The organism is Amycolatopsis sp. NPDC104819 (genome assembly GCF_055583145.1).
The window spans coordinates 65242-85476 of record NZ_JBVJON010000021.1; the positions used below are offsets into that span (position 1 = coordinate 65242).

Here is a 20235-nt window from a genome sequence, read left to right on the forward strand (position 1 = left end):
CGGTATTTTGGCCACTCACCGCCCGCTCGCGGTGGGTACTTTTGCCGTCCGCCCGCTTCCTGGCGCGAACTTACGCTCTGCCGAGCAGCCACCCGCGGAAGGAGAGCCATGGTCGGCGAGTACCGGGCTGAGCCCGAGGCGATGCGCTCGTCCGTCGGCAACGTCGGCGGCATCATCGCGAACGGCATCAACGCCGTGGCCGACCTCGAACGGCTCATCGTGCAACCGACGTCGTTCGCCGGCTTCGGCACCGCGGTCGCGGCCGCCAACGCCGCGCTGCACTCCAGCCAGGTGACCGCCGTCCGCACGCTCCTGCAGCTGCTGCAGCAGGTCAACGGGCTCGTCAAGGCCAGTGCCGACGCCTACCAGGCGGCCGACCAGGACGCCGCCGCCGGGTACGGCGGAGGCACCGGGAGCGGGTCGACGCCCCCCGCGTCGTCGATCTGGGGGAGTTCGCACGCGTCCGAGCTGGCCACCGTGGCCATCAACGACAGCGCGGGCGCCCACGGCGAGCCGTCGTCGGTCGGCAACGTGCTGCGCTACCTCGGCGACGCGAGCTTCGGCAGGCTCGGCGACCACCCGATCACCGACGCCCGTTTCCACGGGGTCGCCGACTTCAACGACTGGCTCGCCGGGGACGCCGGCAACCAGGCGCGGGTCGGGCTGATCGAGGTCTACGCCGGCACCGCCCGCGCGTTCTCCGACGTCCCAGGCGGCGTGCACAGCGGTGACGTCGTGGTCGTGGAGCCGCTGCTGTTCTCCGACCGCCAGCCGGTCATCGGGGTCGCCGGGGACGGCGGCCGCCTCTACAACCACGGGCTCCTCGACGCCCGCATCAGCGGGCTGGCGAAGGTCAGCGTTTACCGGCCCGCGTCCGTCGTCTGATCGTCCGCTCCTTGAGAACTTGCGAGGTCCGATGCTGACTTTCCCGAACTCCAGCGCGATGGACGCGACCGCGTCCTCGGGCGGGCCGATCACCATCCTGCCGCAGATCGTCACCGGCCAGCCGGAGCAGATCGCGCAGCACGTGCTCGACCTGGTGAAGAAGGCCGAGCAGTTCCTGAGCATGTACACCGAGCTCACCAAGGCCGCCGACCAGCTCGGCAAGATCTGGTCGGGCGCGGCGAGCGAGTCGGCGCTGAAGAAGATCTCCGACTCCTTGAAGCAGCTCGAGACGATCATCACCGTCGTGCAGAAGGGCGCCGAGCTGCTCGGGGTGTCCGGCACGCTGATCAAGACGGCGCAGCAGGCCTACCGCTCGGTCGTGGCCGCGGTGAACCCGACGGTCGCGTCGCTGATGTCGAACCCGTGGACCTACGGCGCGGCGGTCGCTTTGTCGACCGCGACGAGCGCGTCGCTGCGGGCGTTCATCACCGCGATCGGCGCGCTGCTCAAGGCCCTCGGCGCGGTCGACCTCGCCCAGCAGGTCACCCAGCTGGCGCAGGTGATCGGCGCGATCGAGAAGCTGTTCCACCACGACTCCGGCAGCGCGGGCGCGACGACGCCGTCGATCGGGAACACCCCGGTCACGGCGCCCCAGGCCCCGCCGTCGGTGGCAAGCCCGGCCGGGCAGCAGGCGGTGGCGGGCGGGAGCGGCGGGGGGATCCCGCAGCAGCAGCCTTCGTTCACCGACTACACCCCGCCCGCGCTCGCCACCGGCGGCGGTTCCAGCGGCACCGGCGCGACCGTCCCGGTGACGGCCAACGGCACCCCGCTCGACCCGTCGAACAGCTGGATCGCCGTGGACCCGGCGCAGCACGGCGCCACCGTGCCGACCCAGCCGGCGCCGGTCACCCAGCCGGTCACCCAGCCCGCCCCGGTCGGCGGCGGCGGCGCGAACGAGGTCACCATCCACACGAACCTGACCACCGGTGAGTCCACTGTGGAGGCTCCGGGCGGCCAGGACTTCGACCTCGACATCGCCTTGGACTACAACGGGAAGCACTTCAGCCAGCACGTCGGCTACGACGCGGCCGGGAACTGACCCGTGTGGGGCTCGGGGGTCGCCGACGCGTCCGGGGTGGTCAGCTCCGTGCTGTCCGGGTACCGGCAGGTGCTCGTCGAATGCCAGAGACGGGTGACCGGTGACCCCGGCGCCCTGAGCGCGGCCTCGCAGCGCGTCGGCACCCAGGCGTCGACGGTCTCGGGCAAGGCCCGCGAGATCGGCGACTCCGCGAAGAGCCTGCACGCGGACTGGGACGGCGACGCCTACACCGCGTTCGCGACGGCGGCCCAGAAGCTCGGCGAGGAGCTCACGGACGCCGCCACGAAGCTCGACGACCAGGCGAAGCGGCTCGCGACGGCGTCCCAGCTGGTGCAGTCGGCGAAGGCCGCGGTCGACTCCGTCATCGCGCAGTTCGACCAGTACGCCCAGCAGCTGACCGCGCAGGCCCGCGCGGTGAACTCCGGCTCGGTCGGCGCGTTCATCCAGGCCGCGCGCCAGCTCGGCGAACAGAGCGTGCAGGCGGCTCGTCAGGTCGTCGACGAGTTCTCCGAGGCGCTCGCCGAGCTGTTCCCGCCCGAGGGCACCCAGCGGCTGGAGTACAAGCTGGGCAAGAAGACCGGCGGTCCGCTGGGCTGGCTCAACGGCAGCCCGCTCGACGGGCGCAAGCGGCCGCGCGACGCGCCGTCGTGGTTCAAGAACTCGGGCTGGAAGAAGCTCACCTGGGACGGCCTCGAAGGCACGCGCGCGCCGAAGAAGGCGGACACGCCGTTCGGGCAGCCGAAGCCGGAGAGTCTCAAGGACAAGCTGGGCAACAACACCGAGATCACGTACTACAAGTTCAAGCACGAGCAGGACGGGCTCACCCCGGAGTACGACGGCAAGATCACGTCGAAGGGCTGGGACGTCGGCGCGTCCGGGCACACCGAGCTGGCCGCGGTGAAGGAAGAGGCCGAGCTCAAGGGCGACTGGGGGGTCTCTTCGGCGCACGCCAAGGGCACGGTCTTCGCCGGCGGCGAGGCGAGCGCGTCCGGCACGATCGGCGCGCACGGGGTCGGCGCGCACCTGAACGCCTTCGCCGGCGGGAAGGTCGAAGGCGAGGTCGCGGCGGACGTCGCGGGCATCGGCGTCGGCGCGAACGGCACGCTGCAGTACGGCGTCGGCGCGCAGCTCGACGCCCAGGCCGTCTACGACGCCGGGCACCTCAAGGTGAACTTCAAGGCGGGCGCGGCGCTGGGCCTCGGCGCGGGAGTCGGCGCGAAGATCGACATCGACCTGCCGAAGCTCGGCCACACCATCGGCGAGTACGGCGGCGCGGCCGTCGACTACGTCGGCACCGCGGCTTCCGACGCGGCGAACGCCGTCGGATCCGCTTGGGACGACGCCGTTTCCTACGTGGGGCTCTGATGACCCTTCCCCTCGACTTCGTCATCCCGGACGGCTGGACCGCCGTCGACCCGGGTGACTCCGGCGCGGTTTTTGTCGCCGTGCACGACGCTTCGCCGGGCGAGTTCGTCCCGAACATCACGGTGAGCGTGCAGCAGCGGCCGGACGACGCCTCGATCGACGCCATCGCCGCCGAAGCCGTCGAACGCCTTTCGCGCACGACGGCCGGGCTCGACGTGCTGAGCCGCCGCGACGTCGGCGCCCCGGCCGCGCCGGGGGTCATGCAGCTGCTGCACCTGCGCACCGGCGAAGGCGACGAGCTGATCCAGACGCAGGTGCACCTGACGGTCCCCGGCGCGACGCCGGAAGAGCGGCTGGTGCTCGAGCTCGCCTGCACGGCCGCGCCCGCGACCGCGCGGGCGCTCTCACCCGGTTTCCAGCGGTTCGTGGGCAGCGTCCACGTCCGCCAGCACGAAGGGAAGACGCGATGACCGATCCGTACGCGGTGCCGGACATGGACGAACTGCTGGCGCAGGTGCGCAAGCAGACCGAAGAGGTCCAGCGCATCCAGCGCACGGTCGAGGCGATGGAGATCAAGGCGCACTCGCGGCAGAACGAGGTCACCGTCACCCTCCGCGGCGACGGGCGGTTCACCGCCATCGACATCGACCCCCGCGCGATCCGCGAGTACGACGCCCGCAACCTCTCGGAGATCGTGCTGGAGGCGGTGAACGCCGGGCTCTCGAAGCTCGCCGAAGCCTCGAACGCGAAGTTCGCTCCGGTGATCTCGGCCGCGAAGAACGTCTGATGACCACCGCGTCTCTCACGGGGACGACGCGCCGGGTCACGGTGGTCACGCCCCGGGCCCGCGTCGACGTCGCGCTGCCGCAGCAGTCGACGTTCGCCGAGCTGGTGCCGCAGCTGGTCCGCCTGGCCGGCGCCGCCGGGCAGGCGTCGGCCGAGCATCCGGGCTGGGTGCTCTCCCGCCTCGGCGGCGCGCCACTGGCGCTCGGCCTGAGCGTCGCCGCGGCCCAGATCCGCGACGGCGAAGTCCTCCACCTGACCCCGCGGGAACGCCCGCGGGGTCCGCTGCTGTTCGACGACGTCGTCGACTCGATCGCCAGCGTCGCCGACTCGTCCGGGGGCTGGAGTCCTTCGGTGGCACGGCGTTCCGGCCTGGTGGCGGCGGTGGTCCTGCTGCTGGCGGGCGGGCTGCTGGTGCAGTCGGCGGCGTCCGGCAGTGTGCTGGCCCCGGTGGGGACGGGATTGCTGGCGCTGGTGCTGCTCCTGGGCGGCGGCGCGCTGAGCCGCGCGTACGGCGACGCCGAAGCGGGCGCGGCCGGGTCGCTGGCCGGGGTCGGCGTGGCGCTGCTGGCGGGGATGTCGATCCTGCCGCCGCACCCGCTGTTCTCGCTGTCGGCGGGCCCGCTGGCGGCGGGGCTCGCGGCGGTGACGGTGTACGGCGTCCTGGCGGCGGTCTCGGTGGCCGACCGCCTGCCGTGGTTCGTGGCGATCACGGTCGCGGCCGGCTTCGGCGCGGTGACCACGGGCGTGGTGCTCCTGTCGGGCGTCCGCCCGGTGGCGGCGGCGTCGGTGGTGGCAGTGCTGGCCACGGCGCTGGCGGCGGTGGCCCCGATGCTGGCCCTGCGCCTGGCCCGCTTGCCGCTGCCCCGCGTCCCGGACGACATGGAGGCGTTCCGCGCGGACGAACAGCCGTCCCTCGGCACGGAGATGTTCGGCCGGACGTCCCACGCGCAGGGTGTGCTGACGGGGTTGCTGGTGGGCCTGGGCCTGGTCGTCCTGGCGGCGTCGGTGGTGCTTTCCACGGGTGGTCCGTGGGAAGCGGGCCTGGCGGCGCTGCTGGGGGTGGCGTGGATCCTGCGGTCCCGCTCGTACGCGCGCCGAGCGCAACGGCTGGTGCTCATCGGTTTCGGGATCGTCGGCCTGGTGACCGCGGGAGTGTGGCTGGTGGCTTCGGGCCAGCGCACGGCGATCTTCGCGGCCGGCTGCGCGGTGGTGTTGGCCGCGGCGGTGTGTTTGGTTTACGCGACGCGGGTGGCGCGCGGGTTGCGTTCGCCTTACTGGTCGCGGCTTTTGGACGTCTCGGAGTTCCTGGTGCTGCTGTCGCTGGTGCCTTTTGTGGGGATGATCGCGGGGGTTTACGAAGCCGTCCGCGGCTGACGCCGAGCGCCCCAAGGCCACCTTGGGGCGCTGCTCAGCTGTCCAGCGCCAGCGGAAGAGTCTTCCGCACCGCGGCCCCGTGCCGCCCGTGCAGCGGAACCGCCGCCCCCGGCACCGGCACCGCGGCCCCCGGCCGGCCCCCCACCCGGATCGTCACTTCAGCCTTCTCCCGCCCACCCGGAGTCCGCGTCAGCGTGTAAGACGTCGCCGTGAACGCCGCCCCCGCCACTGACGCGTCCAGCACCCGCGACGACCGCGGCGTGAAGCACATCTGCGCCGCCTCGCCCCACGTCCACGACTTCCACCGGTCCGGCGCACCCGAAGCCTCACCCTGGACACCGAGCGCCACCCGCAGCTCCTGTGCCAGCTCGCCGGCTTCGAGCACCGTGCTCTGGTACCCCGCCTCGGCCAGCGAGCCCATCAAGCTCAACGCCGCCGACGCCGTGCTCCGCAGCGCGCCCAGGTCGCCGCCGCCGCGGGCGAGGGCCGCTATCGGGGCCTGGTCCGGGCGGTAGCGGACGGCCAGCCAGCGGACCCGCAGCACCTGCTCACCGCGCGGGATCGCCCACGTCAGCAGCTGGGCCGACGCCAGCGGGACGTCCGTGCGGCGGTACGCCTCGCGCAGGATGTCCACCAGCGCCGTCGGGGCGCCCGTGCCGGGGGTCAGGCGCACCAGCGCGCTCCAGCCGCCGTCGACCTCCGCGACGCCGAAGCGGTTGCCCGCGCGGTCGACGTGCTGGCGCACCTTCACCGGCCCGGCCACGCACATCAGCGGGTCCGGGCTCTCGCGGCGCGTGTCGTGACGCCGGAGCCGGTACGCCGTCCAGGTCAGCGCCCAGCCGGCCAGGTGCCGCCCGGCGAAACGCACCGACGTCAGCAGCACGAGCAGCCCGGCGGCGACGCTCACGCCGATCCGCACCGGCTGGCCGGCGGTGTCGACCGTCCACACGAGCAGGACGGCGATCGCGGCGATCTCCCACAGCGCGGCCTGCAGCGGCCGGACCGGCAGCAGCCAGGGCAGCGGCGCCGACGCGGGCCGGGCCGGGGCCGGGCGGACGGCGCCGGCGGTTTGGACGGACACGGGCTCCCCTTTCCCCGGGTCTCCGACGCTACTGCCTCCCCAGATGTCGCGTGGGCGTAAAAATTACCCTCCCCTTCGGCCAACCGGGTGCCTAGCATCGAGGCCTCTGAGGGCCGAGCAGGGACGACGCACACAGCCGGGGGCTAAGCAGCGTGTGGACGCAGCGGGACCAGATCCAGGCGTACCAGTTCCTCCGCCGCAGGCTCGTTTCGGCGCTCGTCGCCGCCGACGCCAACCACCCCGTCTCGCCCAGCCGCCGGCTCGTGCTCGGCACCGTGCTGGGGCTCGTGGCCGCGCTGCTGGTCACCGCCGTCTTCGGCATCATCGGCCTGCTGAACCCCTCCGGCGGTAAGGACTGGCTGGAAGGCGGCAAGGTGATCGTCGAGGAGGGCACCGGCGCGCGGTTCGTGCTCGGCGCCGACGGCGTGCTGCACCCGGTCCTCAACTACGCCTCCGCGCGGCTGCTGGCCGGTGGCGCCGGCGACGCGACCGTGTCCGTCTCGTCGGAGAACCTCGGCAAGGCCGGCCGCGGCGCCCAGATCGGCATCCCGGGCGCGCCCGACTCGGTGCCGGTGGCGGCCGCGCTGGTCACCACGCCGTGGACGAGCTGCAGCCGCACCACGCAGGACGCGCCCGCGTCGGCCGAGCCGCGCACCGCCGTGCTGCTCGCCGCGCCCGCGTCCGGGGTCGAGCTGCCGCGGGACCAGGGTGTGATCGTCCGGCTGCCGAAGGGCGACCGGTTCCTGCTCGCCGGCGGCCGCCGGTACAAGCTGTCCGACGAAGCCGCGACGGCGTTGCAGTTCGACAGCTACCCGACGATCGCGGTGTCCGCGCGCTGGATCGACACCGTCCCGGCCGGGCGTGACCTCACCGCGCTGCCGGTCGACGGCGCCGGTGACCGGGGCCCGTCGATCGGCGGCCACGACTCCCGCGTCGGCCAGGTGCTCGCCGTCGTGGACGCCATGGCCGCGCCCGGCGCCGCGGCTTCGTACTACGTCGTCCGCCGCGACGGCCTCGAGCCGGTCGGCCAGACCGAGGCGAGCCTGCTGGTGACGACCGAAGCCAACGCCGCCGCCTACCCGGGCCCGCCGGCGCCGGTCGAGGTGCGCGCGGCCGACGTCGCCGCCGCGCCGAAGGCCGGGGCGCCTCGCGCGGGCGGAGCGGACCCGGCGGCCTTCCCCGACCGCATCCCGGGGAAGGCGCCGATCACCGGGAACTCGGTGGTTTTGTGCATCCAGGGCAACCGGTTGCTCGTTTCGGCCGAATTCCCGCTTCCCGCCGGCGCCAAGGCAATCCAGGTCCCGACGCGGACCGAAGCACGGGTGGCGGACGAGGTGTTCGTGCCTCCGTCGGGGGGCGCCGTCGTCGTCGAGTCCGGCTCGGCCACCACTTACCTGGTGACCGACTCAGGCCGGAAGTACCCGGTGGTGAACGCCCAGGCGTTGGCGTCGCTCGGCTACGGAAGCGTGGCCAAGTCACCGGTCACAGGTAGTTTGCTGGCATTGGTGCCGACGGGCCCCGCGCTGGACCCGGCCACGGCCGGGCAGCCGGCTCCGTCGGGTGGAACGGGGTGAAAGTCGTGCACATGACAGAAGAGCGTTCGACCGAAGACGACTTGGGCCAGGGGCGCGTCCGGGTCGCCGTCATCGAAGACCACCCGCTGTACCGCGTTTCGGTGGAGCGCGTGCTGGCCGAAGCCGACTTCGTCGAGCTCGGCGCGGTGGTCGACTCGGTCGCCCGGTTCCACGTGCACCGGCAGCCGCCGGGCAGCGTGGTCCTGCTCGACCTGGGCCTGCCCGGGGTGGCGGGCGCGGCGGCGGTGCTGGAGGTCTGCGAGCTCGGCCACCACGTGCTCGTGGTGTCGGCGCAGGCCGAGCCGGAGGTCGTGCTCGGCGCGATCGCCGCCGGCGCGCGCGGTTTCCTGTCGAAGGACGTCGACGCCGACGAGCTGCTGATCGCGATCAAGACGGTCGCCGGCGGCGGCGCGTACGTCTCGGCGGTGGTCGCCGGGATGATCATGAAGGACAACGCCGACCGGCCGGCGCCGTCGGCCGAGGTCGAGCTCTCGCCGCGCGAGGAACAGGTGCTGCGGCTGGTGGCGGCGGGGGAGCGGGACGTCGACATCGCCCTGATCCTCGGGATCGGCGTCCGCACGGTGCGCGGGTACCTCGACCGCATCCGCGACAAGACGGGCGAGCGGCGGCGCCCGGGCCTGGTCAAGGAGGCCATCCGGCGCGGCCTCATCGGCGGCGCGGGCCCCCGGCGCGGCGGCCGCAAATGAGCCGGCCGCGGTCGATCCGCGTCGGCGTGATCGAGGACCACCCGCTCTACCGGTACGCGCTCACCCGCGTGCTGACCGAGGCCCCGGACATCGAGCTCGGCGCGGTCGCCGACTCGGTGGCCCGGTTCGCGGTCCAGGACCAGCCGGCCGGCAGCGTGGTCGTGCTCGACCTCAAGCTCCGCGGGGTCCAGGACGCGGCCGCGGTCCTGGAGGTGGGGCACATGGGGCACAAGGTGCTGGTGGTGTCCGCGCACGCGGAGCAGCCGGAGGTCCTCGGCGCGATGCAGGCGGGCGCGAAGGGCTTCCTGTCGAAGGACGTCGACGGCGACGAGCTGCTGCGCGCGATCCGCACGATCGCCGACGACAACGCGTACGTGTCGCCGACGCTGGCCGGGATGATCATCCAGGACAGCGAAGAGCGCCACGCGGGCCCGAAGATCGTGTTGTCGGAGCGGGAAAAGCAGGTGCTCCGGCTGGTGGCGGCGGGCGAGCGGGACGTCGACGTCGCGGAGATCCTCAACATCAGCGTCCGCACGGTGCGGTCCTACCTGGACCGCATCCGCGACAAGACGGGCGAACGGCGCCGGGCGGGCTTCGTCCGGGTCGCGATCCGCGAAGGCCTGCTCCGCTAGCTCGCGCTCGGGTCAGAGCCTGCGGTTGGCGAGGGCTCCGGTGGCGGCGCGGGCCCGGGCGGCGAGCGCCGGGTCGACGTCCACCAGCAGCATCTCCGGGGCCGCGCCCGCGGCGGCGTGCACCCGGCCGAAGCCGTCCGCGGCCAGCGAGTGGCCGATCCCGGTCGGCGCCTTCGGGTTCACCGTGACGCCCGTCGCCGCCGGGTCGGCCTGGCCGCAGCCCAGCACCCAGCAGCCGGAGTCCAGGGCCCGCGCCCGCACCAGCACCTCCCACTGCTCGCGCTTGCCCTCGCCGGCGCCCCACGACGTCGGGAGCAGCACGACGTCGGCGCCGTCGTCGGCCAGCGCGCGGAACAGCTCCGGGAAGCGGACGTCGTAGCAGGTCGCGACGCCGTAGACGACGTCGTCCAGCTCGAACGTCGCCAAGGTGGCGCCGGGCGCCACCGTGTCGGACTCGGCGAAGCCGAACGCGTCGTAGAGGTGGATCTTGTCGTAGCCGCGGTGGTGCCCGCCGCCGGTGATCAGCAGCGTGTTGTGCACGCGCCCGGCGTCGGCCGGGGTGAACATCCCGGCGACGACCACGACGTCGTGCTCGGCGGCCACCGCGGCGACCGCGGACGCCCACGGCCCGTCGAGGGGCTCCGCGACCGGCTCCAGCGGACGGCCGAAGCGGGCCATGGTCGCTTCGGGGAAGACGACGATCCGCGCGCCCTCGGCCGCGGCCGCCTCGACCCCGGAGCGAACCAGCTTCAGGTTCGCCTCCGGTTCGTCACCCGAGTTGACCTGGCACAACGCGATTCGCGCCACCGCTGCCTCCTGCATGCTGGGATCCGCCGTCACCGGGGAGTATCGCTGAAAACCCGCTCGGCGTGACCTCGTACCCTGGGGGCATGTTGAACCGCACCGACCTGCGCGGGCAGGTCCCGACCGCCGCCGAACTGCGCGCCACGCTGCCGCGTGCCGAATACGACGTGGACGCGGCGCTGCATCACGTGCGCCCGGTGGTCGAGGCGGTCCGTGACCGCGGTGTCGAAGCCGTCCTCGAGTACACGGAGAAGTTCGACAAGGTCCGCCCGATGAGCGTGCGCGTGCCGCGGGAGCGGCTCACGCAGGCCCTCGCGCAGCTCGACCCGGCCGTGCGCGCCGCGCTGGAGGAGTCGATCACCCGCGCGCGCAAGGTGCACGCGGAGCAGCGCCGCACCGACGTGACCACGACGGTCGTCGACGGCGGCACGGTCACCGAGAAGTGGGTGCCGGTCGAGCGCGTCGGGCTGTACGCGCCGGGCGGGCTCGCGGTGTACCCCTCGACCGTGGTGATGAACGTCGTCCCGGCGCAGCTCGCCGGGGTCGGCTCCCTGGTCGTCTGCTCACCGCCGCAGGCCGGGTTCGCCGGGCTGCCGCACCCGACCATCCTCGCCGCGGCCGAACTGCTCGGCGTCGACGAGGTGTGGGCGGTCGGCGGCGCGCAGGCCGTCGCGCTGCTGGCCTACGGCGGCACGGACACCGACGGCACCGAGCTCACCCCGGTCGACGTCGTCACCGGGCCGGGCAACATCTACCTGACCGCGGCGAAGCGGCTGCTGCGCGGCCTGATCGGCATCGACTCCGAGGCCGGCCCGACCGAGATCGCCATCCTCGCCGACGAGACGGCCGACCCGGTGCACGTCGCCGCCGACCTGATCAGCCAGGCCGAGCACGACCCGCTCGCCGCGAGCGTCCTGGTGACGACTTCGGTCGAGCTGGCCGACGCCGTTGACAAGGAGCTGGTGGGCCGCGTCTCGGCGACCAAGCACACCGAGCGCGTCACCGAAGCGCTGGGCGGCAAGCAGTCCGGCGTCATCCTGGTGTCCACAGTGGACGACGGCCTGCGTGTGGTCGACGCGTACGCCGCCGAGCACCTGGAGATCCAGACGGCGGACGCGCGCGAGGTCGCCGCCCGGGTCCGCAACGCGGGCGCGATCTTCGTCGGGGCGTACGCCCCGGTGTCGCTGGGCGACTACTGCGCCGGCTCCAACCACGTCCTGCCCACCGGCGGGTTCGCCCGCCACTCCTCGGGCCTGTCCGTGCAGAGCTTCCTCAAGGGCATCCACGTCGTGGACTACAGCGAGAACGCGCTGCGGGAGGTCGCCGGCCGCGTCGTCGCGCTGGCGAACGCCGAGGACCTGCCCGCGCACGGCGAGGCCGTGACGGCGCGTTTCGGAGGTTCGGTCCGATGACCATCGGCGAAGAGGTGACCCTGGACGAGCTGCCGCTGCGGGACGACCTGCGCGGCAAGTCGCCCTACGGCGCGCCGCAGCTGGACGTCCCGGTCCGGCTCAACACCAACGAAAACCCGTACCCGCCGCCGCCTTCGCTGGTGGCGGACGTCGCGGAGGCGGTCCGTGCGGAGGCGGCCGAGCTGCACCGCTACCCGGACCGCGACGCGCTCGCCCTGCGGCACGACCTGGCCGACTACCTCAGCGTGTCGACGCGCGTGGTGCTGACCGAGCGGAACGTCTGGGCCGCCAACGGGTCCAACGAAGTGCTGCAGCAGATCCTGCAGGCGTTCGGCGGTCCCGGGCGCAGCGCGCTCGGGTTCGAGCCGTCGTACTCGATGCACCCGATCATCGCATCCGGCACCCGCACTGAGTGGGTCCCAGCGCCGCGCCGGGACGACTTCACGCTCGACACGGCCGCGGCGGCGGCGGTCATCTCGGAGCGGCGTCCGGACATCGTGTTCGTCACCAGCCCGAACAACCCGACCGGCGGCTCGATCCCGCTTTCCGAGCTCCGGGCGATCCTGGACGCGGCCACCGGAATCGTCGTGGTCGACGAGGCGTACGCGGAGTTTTCGTCGCAGCCCAGCGCGGTCGAGCTGCTGGCCGACTACCCGGCTTCGCTGATCGTCTCCCGCACGATGAGCAAGGCGTTCGCCTTCGCGGGCGGCCGGTTGGGCTACCTGGCGGCGGCTCCGGCGGTTGTCGACGCGCTGCAGTTGGTGCGCCTGCCATACCACCTCTCGCGGCTGACGCAGGCGGCGGCGCGGGCGGCGCTGCGGCACGCGGACGCCACTTTGGACAGTGTGCACAAGCTGGCCGCCGAACGCGACCGCGTCGTGGAGGCGTTGGCGGGCCTGGGGTTCGACCCGGTGCCGAGCGACTCGAACTTCGTCCTCTTCGGACGGTTCGCGTCGCCCTCGGCGGCGTGGAAATCCTATTTGGACAAGGGCGTGCTGATCCGCGACCCGGGTATTCCCGGACACCTGCGCGTGAGCATCGGCACCCCGGAAGAGAACGACGCCTTTCTCGAGGCGAGTAAGGAAGTGGCCCGATGAGCCGCATCGGCAAGGTCGAACGGACCACCAAGGAGTCCTCGATCTTCGTGCAGCTGGACCTCGACGGCACGGGCGAGGTCGACATCTCGACCGGCGTGCCGTTCTACGACCACATGCTGACGGCGTTCGGCGTGCACGGCTCGCTGGACCTCAAGGTCGAGGCCACCGGCGACGTCCACATCGACGCGCACCACACGGTGGAGGACACGGCGATCGTGCTCGGCCAGGCGATCCGCCAGGCCCTGGGCGACAAGAGCGGCATCCGCCGCTTCGGCGACGCGTGGATCCCGATGGACGAAACCCTGGCCCACGCGGCGATCGACGTCTCCGGGCGGCCGTACTGCGTGCACGTGGGGGAGCCGGAGCAGTTCACCACCTTCACGATCGGTAACAACTACCCGTTCGTGCTGACGCGGCACGTGTTCGACTCGCTGGCGTTCCACGCGCAGATCGCGCTGCACGTCCGGGTGATCCACGGCCGCGACCCGCACCACATCGCGGAGGCGGAGTACAAGGCGGTGGCACGAGCGTTGCGCGCGGCGACCGAGCCCGACCCGCGCGCGGGCGGCATCCCTTCCACGAAGGGCGTGCTCTAAACCGCGAACACCGCGCCGGGCGTCGCGACGTCGACCTGTCCGGAGTGGACGGCCGAGGCGCGCGCGACGGCGTCCCCGGCGGTGAGGAACGGGCCGAGATGGGTCAGCACGAGCCGCCCGGAGCCACGGGCGGCCCGTGCGGCGTCCTCGGGCGTCAGGTGGACTTCCGACGGCTCGGGCCCATCGGCCTCGCAGAGGAACAGGTCGGCGCCGGTGGCCAGTCCGGTGAGCGCGGCGCACGGGCCGGTGTCCCCGGAGTAGGCCAGCACCCGGTCGCCGTCGGTCACGCGCACGCCGAACGCCGGAAAGCCGTGCTCCACCGCGGTTGTCGCCAGCGTGAGCCCGCCGGCGGCGGTGACGTGACCATCGTGCAGTTCGTGCACCTCGAACGCTTCCCCGATCGGCGCCGCCGCGGCGTTGGTGAGGAAAGCGCCGAGCCGCTCGCCGACGCCGGGCGGCCCGTACAGCGGAATCGGCCGCACCGGCCGCAGGTCGGCGAACAGCAGCGCGTACACGGCGGGCAGCAGGTCGGCGACGTGATCGGCGTGCAGGTGCGAGACCCAGATCGCGTCGACATCGGTCAGCGTGGTGTGCTCCTGCAGCGCGGCCAGGGTGCCGGGCCCGGCGTCGAGCCAGACTGTGGTGCCGGCACCGCGCACGAGGTAACCGGAGCACGGTTCGCCGGGGCGCGGGTAGGGGCTGGCGCTGCCCAGCACGAGCACGTCGAACGGCATGTGGCACCCTAACCGGCGTGAGCAAAGAAGTCGTTGGCGTCCTGCTGCTGGCCCTGGGCGGTTTCCTGGTGGGCGGGGTCTACTCGGCGTGGAAGACGGCCAAGTTCATGGCGGTGGTCCTCGGCATCGCGGCCCTGCTCGCCATCGGCGGCGCGATCTTCTGGTTTGCCAGCTAACGGTCCGCCTCGAACAGCCCCCACCCTTCGCCCGGGTGTTCCCGGTGATCATCCTCGACGGCGTCCCCGCCCCGGCCGGTCACTCCAGCGGAACGTAGTCGCCCCCGGCCCGAGTCGTGGCGAGATCGGGGTGCGTCGACGCGCTGGTCATGAAGCGGCCCTGGACGACCCGGACGAAGGACCCGTCGAGAGGGAAGACGAGCACGAACTTCCGCCCGTCGTTTCCGCGCAGCACGAGCCCCTTCCGCAGGTTGTCGAGGAACTCGACGATGTCGCGCTCGATCTCCGCCGCGAACTCGCGCTGATCGTCCCGCGTGATGTCGTAGAGGTCCGTGTCGATGTCGTAGGTGGTGCGCCGGCCGGACACCGGGTCCCACGCCTCGAACTCCAACCCCAGCCAGCGCTGCGGATCGACGACCACAGTGGCCCGCCACGTCCGTCCGGCGAGCTGCCACCTCGGTCCGGCGCCGGTGGCCCGGAGCTCGCGAAGGAGGTCGAGGAGGCGGTGACCCGTCATCTACGTCATCCTCGCGGAAATCCCCCGGCCGGCAACCGAAAAAGGCCCCTCCGGGTGCGGAGGGGCCTTTCGGCTAGCGGTTCGCGCCCACCAGTTCGCGCTCATCGTCGTCCGGAGCGGCGTCGAGCTGCTTCGTGAGCTTTTCGCCCTCGACGTCGACGTCCGGCAGGATGCGGTCGAGCCACTTCGGCAGCCACCAGGCGCCGCGGCCGAGCAGGGACATCACCGCCGGCACCAGCGTCATGCGGACCACGAACGCGTCCACCAGCACCCCGAACGCCAGCGCGAAGCCGATCGACTGGATCAGCGACGACTCCGCGAGCACGAACCCGGCGAACACGCTGATCATGATCAGCGCCGCCGCGACGACCACCCGCGCGCCGTGGCGGAAGCCGGTGACCATCGCCTCCTGCGGCTCCGCGCCGTGGACGTGCTCCTCGCGCATCCGCGTCACCAGGAACACCTGGTAGTCCATCGCGAGTCCGAAGAGGACACCGATCAGCAGGATCGGCAGCATGCTCATGATCGGCCCGGTCGATTCCACACCGAGCAGGTCGGTCAGCCAGCCCCACTGGAACACCGCGACCACCGCGCCGAACGTCGCCGCGACCGAGCCGAGGAAGCCGATCGTCGCCTTCAACGGGACGACGACCGAGCGGAACACCAGCATCAGCAGCACGAATGCCAGCCCGACGATCAGCGCGAGGTACGGCAGCATCGCGTCCGAGAGCTTCGCGGAGACGTCGATGTTCGCCGCGGTCTGCCCGGTGACGGCCAGCTTCGCGCCCGTCGCGTTCTCCAGCGTGCCCGACTCGGTGCGGATCGCCGCGACCAGGTCCTCGGTCTGGGTGCTGCTCGGGCCGCTCTTCGGGATCACCGTGAGCAACGCCGTGTCACCGGTCTGGTTGACCTTCGGTGGGGTGACGGCGGCGACGTCGGGCAGCTTCTGGATGTCGGCCGCGGCCTGGCCGAGCGCGGCCTGGCGGTTCGTGCTCGAGCCGACGTCGACGACGACCAGCAGCGGCCCGTTCGAGCCCTCGCCGAAGCTGCGGCTCGCGATCTCGTACGCCTTGTGCTGCGTGGACTCCGGCGCGGCGGTGCTGTCGTTGGGCAGGCCGAGCTGCATGCCGAGCGCGGGCAGCGCGACCACGGCCATCCCGGCCAGCGCGACGAGCAGCACCGGGATGCGGTGGCGCGCGACGAACCGCGCCCAACGCTCACCGTGCGTCGGTTCGACCGGCTTGCGACGCAGCCGGATGCGGTTCCCGGCGACCTTCGCGCCGGCGAAACCGAGGATCGCGGGCAGCAGCGTCAACGCGATGAGCACGGCGATCGCGACGGTGACCGCGGCCGCGACGCCCATCTGGCCGAGGAACGGGATGCCGATGATGGTGAGCCCGGCCAGCGCGATGATGACGGTGAGCCCGGCGAAGACGACGGCCGAGCCGGCGGTGCCCGCGGCGCGTCCGGCGGCCTCCTCGGGTTCGCGGCCGATGCTGAGCTCGTGCCGGTAGCGCGAGACGATGAACAGCGCGTAGTCGATGCCGACGGCCAGGCCGATCATCAGCGCCAGGATCGGCGTGTTCGAGTTCAGCTCGGTGACGCCGGAGGCGAGCAGGATGCCCGCCATCCCGATGCCGACGCCGACGAGGGCGGTGAGCAGCGGGATCCCGGCCGCGATCAGCGAGCCGAAGGTGATGATCAGCACGATGGCGGCGACCGCGACCCCGAGGCCTTCGGTGGCGCCGGTGGCCGGGACGCCCTGCACGGCGTCACCGCCGAACTCGACGGTGAACCCGGCGTCGCGGGCCGCGTTGGCGGTTTTCAGGAGGGCTTCGCGGTCACCGTCGGTGAGCTCGAAGGCCTTCGCGCCGTAGCTGACCTGGGCGAGCGCGACGCGCTTGTCGGGGGAGATCGACTGCGCCTGGAACGGGTCCACGACGCCGGCGACCTTGGGCGCGGTCTTCAGCTGCCCGACCAGGGCCTCGACGGCGGCCTTGCCCTTCGTGTCGGTCACCGAGGTGCCGGCCGGGGCCTCGATCACGACGCGCGCGGTCGCGCCTCCGGCGTTGGCCTGCGGGAACTTCTCGGTCAGCTGGTCGATGGCCCGCTGCGACTCGGTGCCGGGGATCGTCACCGAGTTCGACAGCTGGCCCGAAAGCGTGAGGGCGCCCAGCCCGAGCGCCACGAGGACGGCCGCCCAGACGGCGGCGACCAGCGCTCGCCGTCGGAAGGACAACCGGCCGAGCCGGTACAGGAAGGTCGCCACGCGTCAGCTCCGTTTCCCCCGAAAGGGGTCGGTTCACTCCATCTGGTTGCAACCCACGCTAGCCGATCGGCAAGGAGACCTCCAAGCCGATCGGCAAGTATGTGACTTGCCGAACAGCAAGGTTTATCCCAGCCGATCGGCAAGTAAGCGGTTTGCCGATCGACAGGGAGTGACGTACGCTCCGACCGCTCGCTGAGGAGGAAGAATGACCGCCGGCCCGGCCGAGGACACCCGGACCCGACTGCTGCACACCGCGCTGCGGCTGTTCACCGAACACGGGGTCGAGGGCACGTCGCTGCAGATGATCGCCGACGCGCTGGGGATCACGAAGGCGGCGGTGTACTACCACTTCAAGACGAAGGCGGAGATCACCGAGGCGGTGGCCGAGCCCGGTGTCCGCGACCTGGACGAGCTGGTGCTGCGCGCGGCCGCGCAGAAGCGCCGGGGTGCGCAGGTGGACCTGCTGCTGGAGGGGTTCATCGACCTGGTGATCCGCCACCGGGCGCTGGTGGCGCTGTTCTCGAGCGACCCGGGGCTGATCCGCGCGATCGAGAAGTCCGCGCACGGTGGCATGGAGGGGTTCGGCCAGGCGCTGCTCGGCATCCTGGCGGGCCCGGACCCGGACGCGGCGGCCCGCGTCAACGCGATGGTGACCCTGACGGGCATCGCAATGGCCGGCGGTTCCCCCGACCTGGCCCGCCTCGGCGACGAAGAGCTCCGAACGGAACTGCTCGACGTAGGCCGCCGCCTCCTCGGCCGCCCCCGCCGCCGAACCCTAACCCCCCTCTCAACCCCCTAACCCCCTTTCGCCCCTCCACCCTGTGTCGACCCTCCCCTCCCACGTGTCGACCCCCAATCACCCGCGAGATGCCCGCCCAATCACGCGTGTCCCGCGCTCAATCACGCGAGATGCCCCCTCAATCACGAGATGCCCCTCCGATCACGTGAGATGCCCTCCCAATCACGTGAGATGCCCGCTCAATCACGCGAGTTCCGCGCCCAATCACGCGAGTTTCGGGCTCAATCACGCGAGTTCCGTCTCTGATCACGCCAGTCCCGGGCCCAGTCACGCGAGTTCCGCGAACCCCGGCGGACGACACGCGTACCTGACTGGACGACACGCGTACTCAGGCGGATGACACACGTGACCCGAGCGGATCTCGTGTGATCCGAGTCGGATCTCGTGTGATCTCGGGCGGATCTCGTGTGTCTGAAGGCGGAACTCGCGTGATTGGCGGGTCGACACGCGTGATTAGGGGGTCGACACGCGTGATTGTGGGGTCGACACGACGTGTCGTCCGGCTGGGTACGCGTGTCGTCCGTGCAGGGACGCGTGTCGTCCGGCTGGGGGCGGGTTAGGTGAGTTGGTCGAGGTAGTTCGGGGGGACTGTGGCCGTCAGCCAGACTCCGTTGGCGCTCACCTGGAATGCGTGACCCGCGGCGGCCATGGCGGCCGCGTCCACCCGCAGGATCACCGGCTTTCCGCGCCGGGCGGCGACAACACGCGCCGTGTCGATCGTTGCCGACAGGTGGACCGCGTGGCGCTTCATCGGGCGCAGGCCCTCGCGCAGGATCGGGGTGAGGAACTTCGCCACCGTGCCGTGGTAGAGCACGTCCGGCGGCGGTGTGTCCGGCAGGCCGAGCTCGACGGCGATGCTGTGGCCCTGGCTCGCGCGGATCAGCGTGCCGGTTTCGTCGAAGGCGAAGCGGCGCTTGTTGTTCGTCTCGACGACTTCGTCGAGCTGTTCGCGGGTGATCCCCAGCGCGCGCAGCAGCGCGTCGACCGGCGCCCAGCCGTCCGGGGTGAGGGTGAGCCCGATCGCGGCGGGGTCGTGACGCAGGTGCAGCGCCAGCCGCTTCGAGATGCGGATCATTTCTTTCTCGTTCATTTCCTCCCCAGGATCCCGCCCGGGGCAACCGATTTAGATGCCACCCTCGACGGCGGGACGCAGTTTGCCGGCCCCCGGGCCGAAGCGCGCCAGCTCGTCGTCGTTGTTGTAGAGCGAGCAGCTGCGCAGCGACAGGCACCCGCAGCCGACGCAGCCGGTGAGCCGGTCGCGAAGACGTTGGAGGGCGTCGATGCGCGCGTCGAGCTCGTGCTGCCAGTCGCGGGACAGGCGCGCCCAGTCGGCTTTCGTCGGGGCGTGGTCGGCGGGCAGCGTGGCCAGCGCGGAGCTGATGTCCTCGAGGGAGAGCCCGACCCGTTGCGCGGCGCGGATGAACGCGATCCGCCGCAGCACCGAGCGTGAATAGCGGCGCTGGTTGCCCGCCGAACGCTCCGAGCTGATCAGGCCTTTCTCCTCGTAGAACCGCAGTGCCGTGTGCGGAACCCCGCTGCGGTCCGCCACCTGTCCGATGCTGAGATGTTCAGCGAGCCTCGTCACCAGCTCAGGCTAGCCTTGACTTCGAGTTTAGTCGAGGTTGCATCGTCGGAGGCATGACCACTGCGACCGAACCGGGCCACGCGGAGCTGCCCCGTCTGATCTCCCTGATGACCGGCGACGACAAGCACCTCGCCGCCGCCGAGTCCACTGTGGACGTCCTGTGGGTGCTCTACGACCGCGTGCTCGACATCACGCCCGAAAACTTCCGCGAGCCCGACCGCGACCGGTTCCTGCTGTCCAAAGGGCACGGTCCGATGGCTTACTACGCCGTGCTGACCGCGAAGGGCTTCATCGACGAAGCCGAGCTGGAAACGTGGTCCGACCCGGTGTCGCGGCTCGGCCACCACCCCGACCGGCGGCGGATCCCCGGCGTCGAGATCTCCAGCGGCTCACTCGGCCACGGGCTGCCGATAGCGCTCGGCTCGGCGCTGGGCCTGCGCGCCCGCGGGCTGACGTCGAAGGTCGTGACCCTGGTCGGCGACGCCGAGCTCGACGAAGGCTCCAACCACGAGGCGATCGTCGTCGCCGCGCGGTTCGGGCTGGAGAACCTGACCACCGTGGTGGTCGACAACCAGTCCTCGACGCGCGGCTGGCCGGGCGGCATCGCCCGCCGCTTCGAGGTCGAGGGCTGGGAGACCCGCACCGTGTCCGGCCGCGACCACGACGCGCTCTATGACGCCTTCACCACCGCCCACCCCGGCCGGCCGCTCGCCGTGGTCGCCGTCGTCGAACCGAAGGGCTGA

Annotated in this window: 22 protein-coding genes; 15 read left to right on the plus strand and 7 right to left on the minus strand. The window is 72.0% G+C overall.

The window, feature by feature from the left end; translation table 11 throughout:
* Window positions 1–108: 108 nt before the first annotated feature.
* The 6 genes from ACZ63E_RS42925 to eccD are packed head-to-tail and all read left to right on the plus strand — an operon-like array spanning window position 109 to window position 5509.
* The gene (locus ACZ63E_RS42925) at window positions 109–885 is read left to right on the plus strand and encodes a WXG100 family type VII secretion target (protein WP_465342068.1); all 777 of its coding nucleotides are present in this window, start codon (window positions 109–111) and stop codon (window positions 883–885) included.
* A gap of 31 nt (window positions 886–916) precedes the next feature.
* The gene (locus tag ACZ63E_RS42930) at window positions 917–1984 is read left to right on the plus strand and encodes a WXG100 family type VII secretion target (protein ID WP_465342069.1); all 1068 of its coding nucleotides are present in this window, start codon (window positions 917–919) and stop codon (window positions 1982–1984) included.
* Between the two features lie 3 nt (window positions 1985–1987).
* The gene (locus ACZ63E_RS42935) at window positions 1988–3349 is read left to right on the plus strand and encodes a WXG100 family type VII secretion target (protein WP_465342070.1); all 1362 of its coding nucleotides are present in this window, start codon (window positions 1988–1990) and stop codon (window positions 3347–3349) included.
* Complete coding sequence (locus ACZ63E_RS42940) at window positions 3349–3819, plus strand: hypothetical protein (RefSeq protein WP_465308068.1); 471 nt, start codon at window positions 3349–3351, stop codon at window positions 3817–3819. Before ACZ63E_RS42935 ends, ACZ63E_RS42940 begins: the two co-directional genes overlap by 1 nt.
* Window positions 3816–4136 carry a YbaB/EbfC family nucleoid-associated protein gene (locus tag ACZ63E_RS42945; RefSeq protein WP_465308066.1) on the plus strand — a complete coding sequence of 107 codons (321 nt, stop codon included), beginning with the start codon at window positions 3816–3818 and terminating at the stop codon, window positions 4134–4136. Before ACZ63E_RS42940 ends, ACZ63E_RS42945 begins: the two co-directional genes overlap by 4 nt.
* Window positions 4136–5509, plus strand: coding sequence for a type VII secretion integral membrane protein EccD (gene eccD / locus ACZ63E_RS42950; RefSeq protein WP_465342071.1), 1374 nt, complete (start codon window positions 4136–4138; stop codon window positions 5507–5509). Before ACZ63E_RS42945 ends, eccD begins: the two co-directional genes overlap by 1 nt.
* Window positions 5510–5543: 34 nt before the next feature.
* Here eccD and ACZ63E_RS42955 read toward each other — a convergent pair whose 3' ends face one another.
* The gene (locus ACZ63E_RS42955) at window positions 5544–6590 is read right to left on the minus strand and encodes a type VII secretion protein EccE (RefSeq protein WP_465342073.1); all 1047 of its coding nucleotides are present in this window, start codon (window positions 6588–6590) and stop codon (window positions 5544–5546) included.
* Between the two features lie 152 nt (window positions 6591–6742).
* On the opposite strand from ACZ63E_RS42955, the gene eccB reads away from it, so the two are divergent.
* Genes eccB through ACZ63E_RS42970 form a run of 3 tightly spaced genes read left to right on the plus strand, consistent with a single transcriptional unit; the run spans window position 6743 to window position 9503 of the window.
* Entirely contained in the window at window positions 6743–8164 is a 1422-nt protein-coding gene (gene eccB, locus ACZ63E_RS42960; protein ID WP_465342075.1) for a type VII secretion protein EccB, read from the plus strand.
* A gap of 11 nt (window positions 8165–8175) precedes the next feature.
* Window positions 8176–8871 carry a response regulator gene (locus tag ACZ63E_RS42965; RefSeq protein ID WP_465342076.1) on the plus strand — a complete coding sequence of 232 codons (696 nt, stop codon included), beginning with the start codon at window positions 8176–8178 and terminating at the stop codon, window positions 8869–8871.
* Window positions 8868–9503: a response regulator gene (locus tag ACZ63E_RS42970; RefSeq protein ID WP_465342077.1), complete on the plus strand. Its 636-nt coding sequence runs from the start codon at window positions 8868–8870 to the stop codon at window positions 9501–9503. Before ACZ63E_RS42965 ends, ACZ63E_RS42970 begins: the two co-directional genes overlap by 4 nt.
* 12 nt (window positions 9504–9515) lie before the next feature.
* Here ACZ63E_RS42970 and ACZ63E_RS42975 read toward each other — a convergent pair whose 3' ends face one another.
* Window positions 9516–10310, minus strand: coding sequence for a nitrilase-related carbon-nitrogen hydrolase (locus ACZ63E_RS42975; protein ID WP_465342127.1), 795 nt, complete (start codon window positions 10308–10310; stop codon window positions 9516–9518).
* 83 nt (window positions 10311–10393) lie between these two features.
* Here ACZ63E_RS42975 and hisD point away from each other — a divergent pair, with 83 nt between their 5' ends.
* Genes hisD through hisB form a run of 3 tightly spaced genes read left to right on the plus strand, consistent with a single transcriptional unit; the run spans window position 10394 to window position 13412 of the window.
* Window positions 10394–11719, plus strand: coding sequence for a histidinol dehydrogenase (hisD, locus tag ACZ63E_RS42980; RefSeq protein ID WP_465342078.1), 1326 nt, complete (start codon window positions 10394–10396; stop codon window positions 11717–11719).
* Entirely contained in the window at window positions 11716–12816 is a 1101-nt protein-coding gene (locus ACZ63E_RS42985) for a histidinol-phosphate transaminase (protein ID WP_465342079.1), read from the plus strand. The genes hisD and ACZ63E_RS42985 overlap by 4 nt, the downstream gene beginning before the upstream one ends.
* Window positions 12813–13412: an imidazoleglycerol-phosphate dehydratase HisB gene (hisB, locus tag ACZ63E_RS42990; protein WP_465342080.1), complete on the plus strand. Its 600-nt coding sequence runs from the start codon at window positions 12813–12815 to the stop codon at window positions 13410–13412. Before ACZ63E_RS42985 ends, hisB begins: the two co-directional genes overlap by 4 nt.
* On the opposite strand, the gene ACZ63E_RS42995 is transcribed toward hisB, so the two are convergent.
* Window positions 13409–14146 carry an MBL fold metallo-hydrolase gene (locus ACZ63E_RS42995; RefSeq protein ID WP_465342081.1) on the minus strand — a complete coding sequence of 246 codons (738 nt, stop codon included), beginning with the start codon at window positions 14144–14146 and terminating at the stop codon, window positions 13409–13411. The two genes, hisB and ACZ63E_RS42995, sit on opposite strands and share 4 nt — an antisense overlap.
* Before the next feature lie 17 nt (window positions 14147–14163).
* Here ACZ63E_RS42995 and ACZ63E_RS43000 point away from each other — a divergent pair, with 17 nt between their 5' ends.
* Window positions 14164–14322 (plus strand): hypothetical protein, encoded by a 159-nt coding sequence (locus tag ACZ63E_RS43000; protein WP_465308042.1) that lies wholly within the window; start codon window positions 14164–14166, stop codon window positions 14320–14322.
* 79 nt (window positions 14323–14401) lie between these two features.
* Here ACZ63E_RS43000 and ACZ63E_RS43005 read toward each other — a convergent pair whose 3' ends face one another.
* Together ACZ63E_RS43005 and ACZ63E_RS43010 are read right to left on the minus strand one after the other, a co-directional pair.
* Entirely contained in the window at window positions 14402–14839 is a 438-nt protein-coding gene (locus tag ACZ63E_RS43005) for a hypothetical protein (protein ID WP_465342083.1), read from the minus strand.
* Window positions 14840–14912: 73 nt separating this feature from the next.
* Complete coding sequence (locus tag ACZ63E_RS43010; RefSeq protein ID WP_465342084.1) at window positions 14913–17108, minus strand: MMPL family transporter; 2196 nt, start codon at window positions 17106–17108, stop codon at window positions 14913–14915.
* Between the two features lie 205 nt (window positions 17109–17313).
* On the opposite strand from ACZ63E_RS43010, the gene ACZ63E_RS43015 reads away from it, so the two are divergent.
* Entirely contained in the window at window positions 17314–17907 is a 594-nt protein-coding gene (locus ACZ63E_RS43015; RefSeq protein WP_465308034.1) for a TetR/AcrR family transcriptional regulator, read from the plus strand.
* Between the two features lie 556 nt (window positions 17908–18463).
* On the opposite strand, the gene ACZ63E_RS43020 is transcribed toward ACZ63E_RS43015, so the two are convergent.
* Together ACZ63E_RS43020 and soxR are read right to left on the minus strand one after the other, a co-directional pair.
* On the minus strand, window positions 18464–18997 hold the full coding sequence (locus ACZ63E_RS43020) for an RNA 2'-phosphotransferase (RefSeq protein ID WP_465342085.1): 534 nt from the start codon (window positions 18995–18997) through the stop codon (window positions 18464–18466).
* 33 nt (window positions 18998–19030) lie between these two features.
* A complete protein-coding gene (soxR, locus tag ACZ63E_RS43025) occupies window positions 19031–19492 on the minus strand; it encodes a redox-sensitive transcriptional activator SoxR (protein ID WP_465308030.1) in 462 nt (153 codons plus the stop codon).
* A 53-nt stretch (window positions 19493–19545) separates the two neighbouring features.
* Between soxR and ACZ63E_RS43030 the strand changes: the two genes are divergently transcribed.
* Window positions 19546–20235 carry a thiamine pyrophosphate-dependent enzyme gene (locus ACZ63E_RS43030; protein WP_465308028.1) on the plus strand — a complete coding sequence of 230 codons (690 nt, stop codon included), beginning with the start codon at window positions 19546–19548 and terminating at the stop codon, window positions 20233–20235.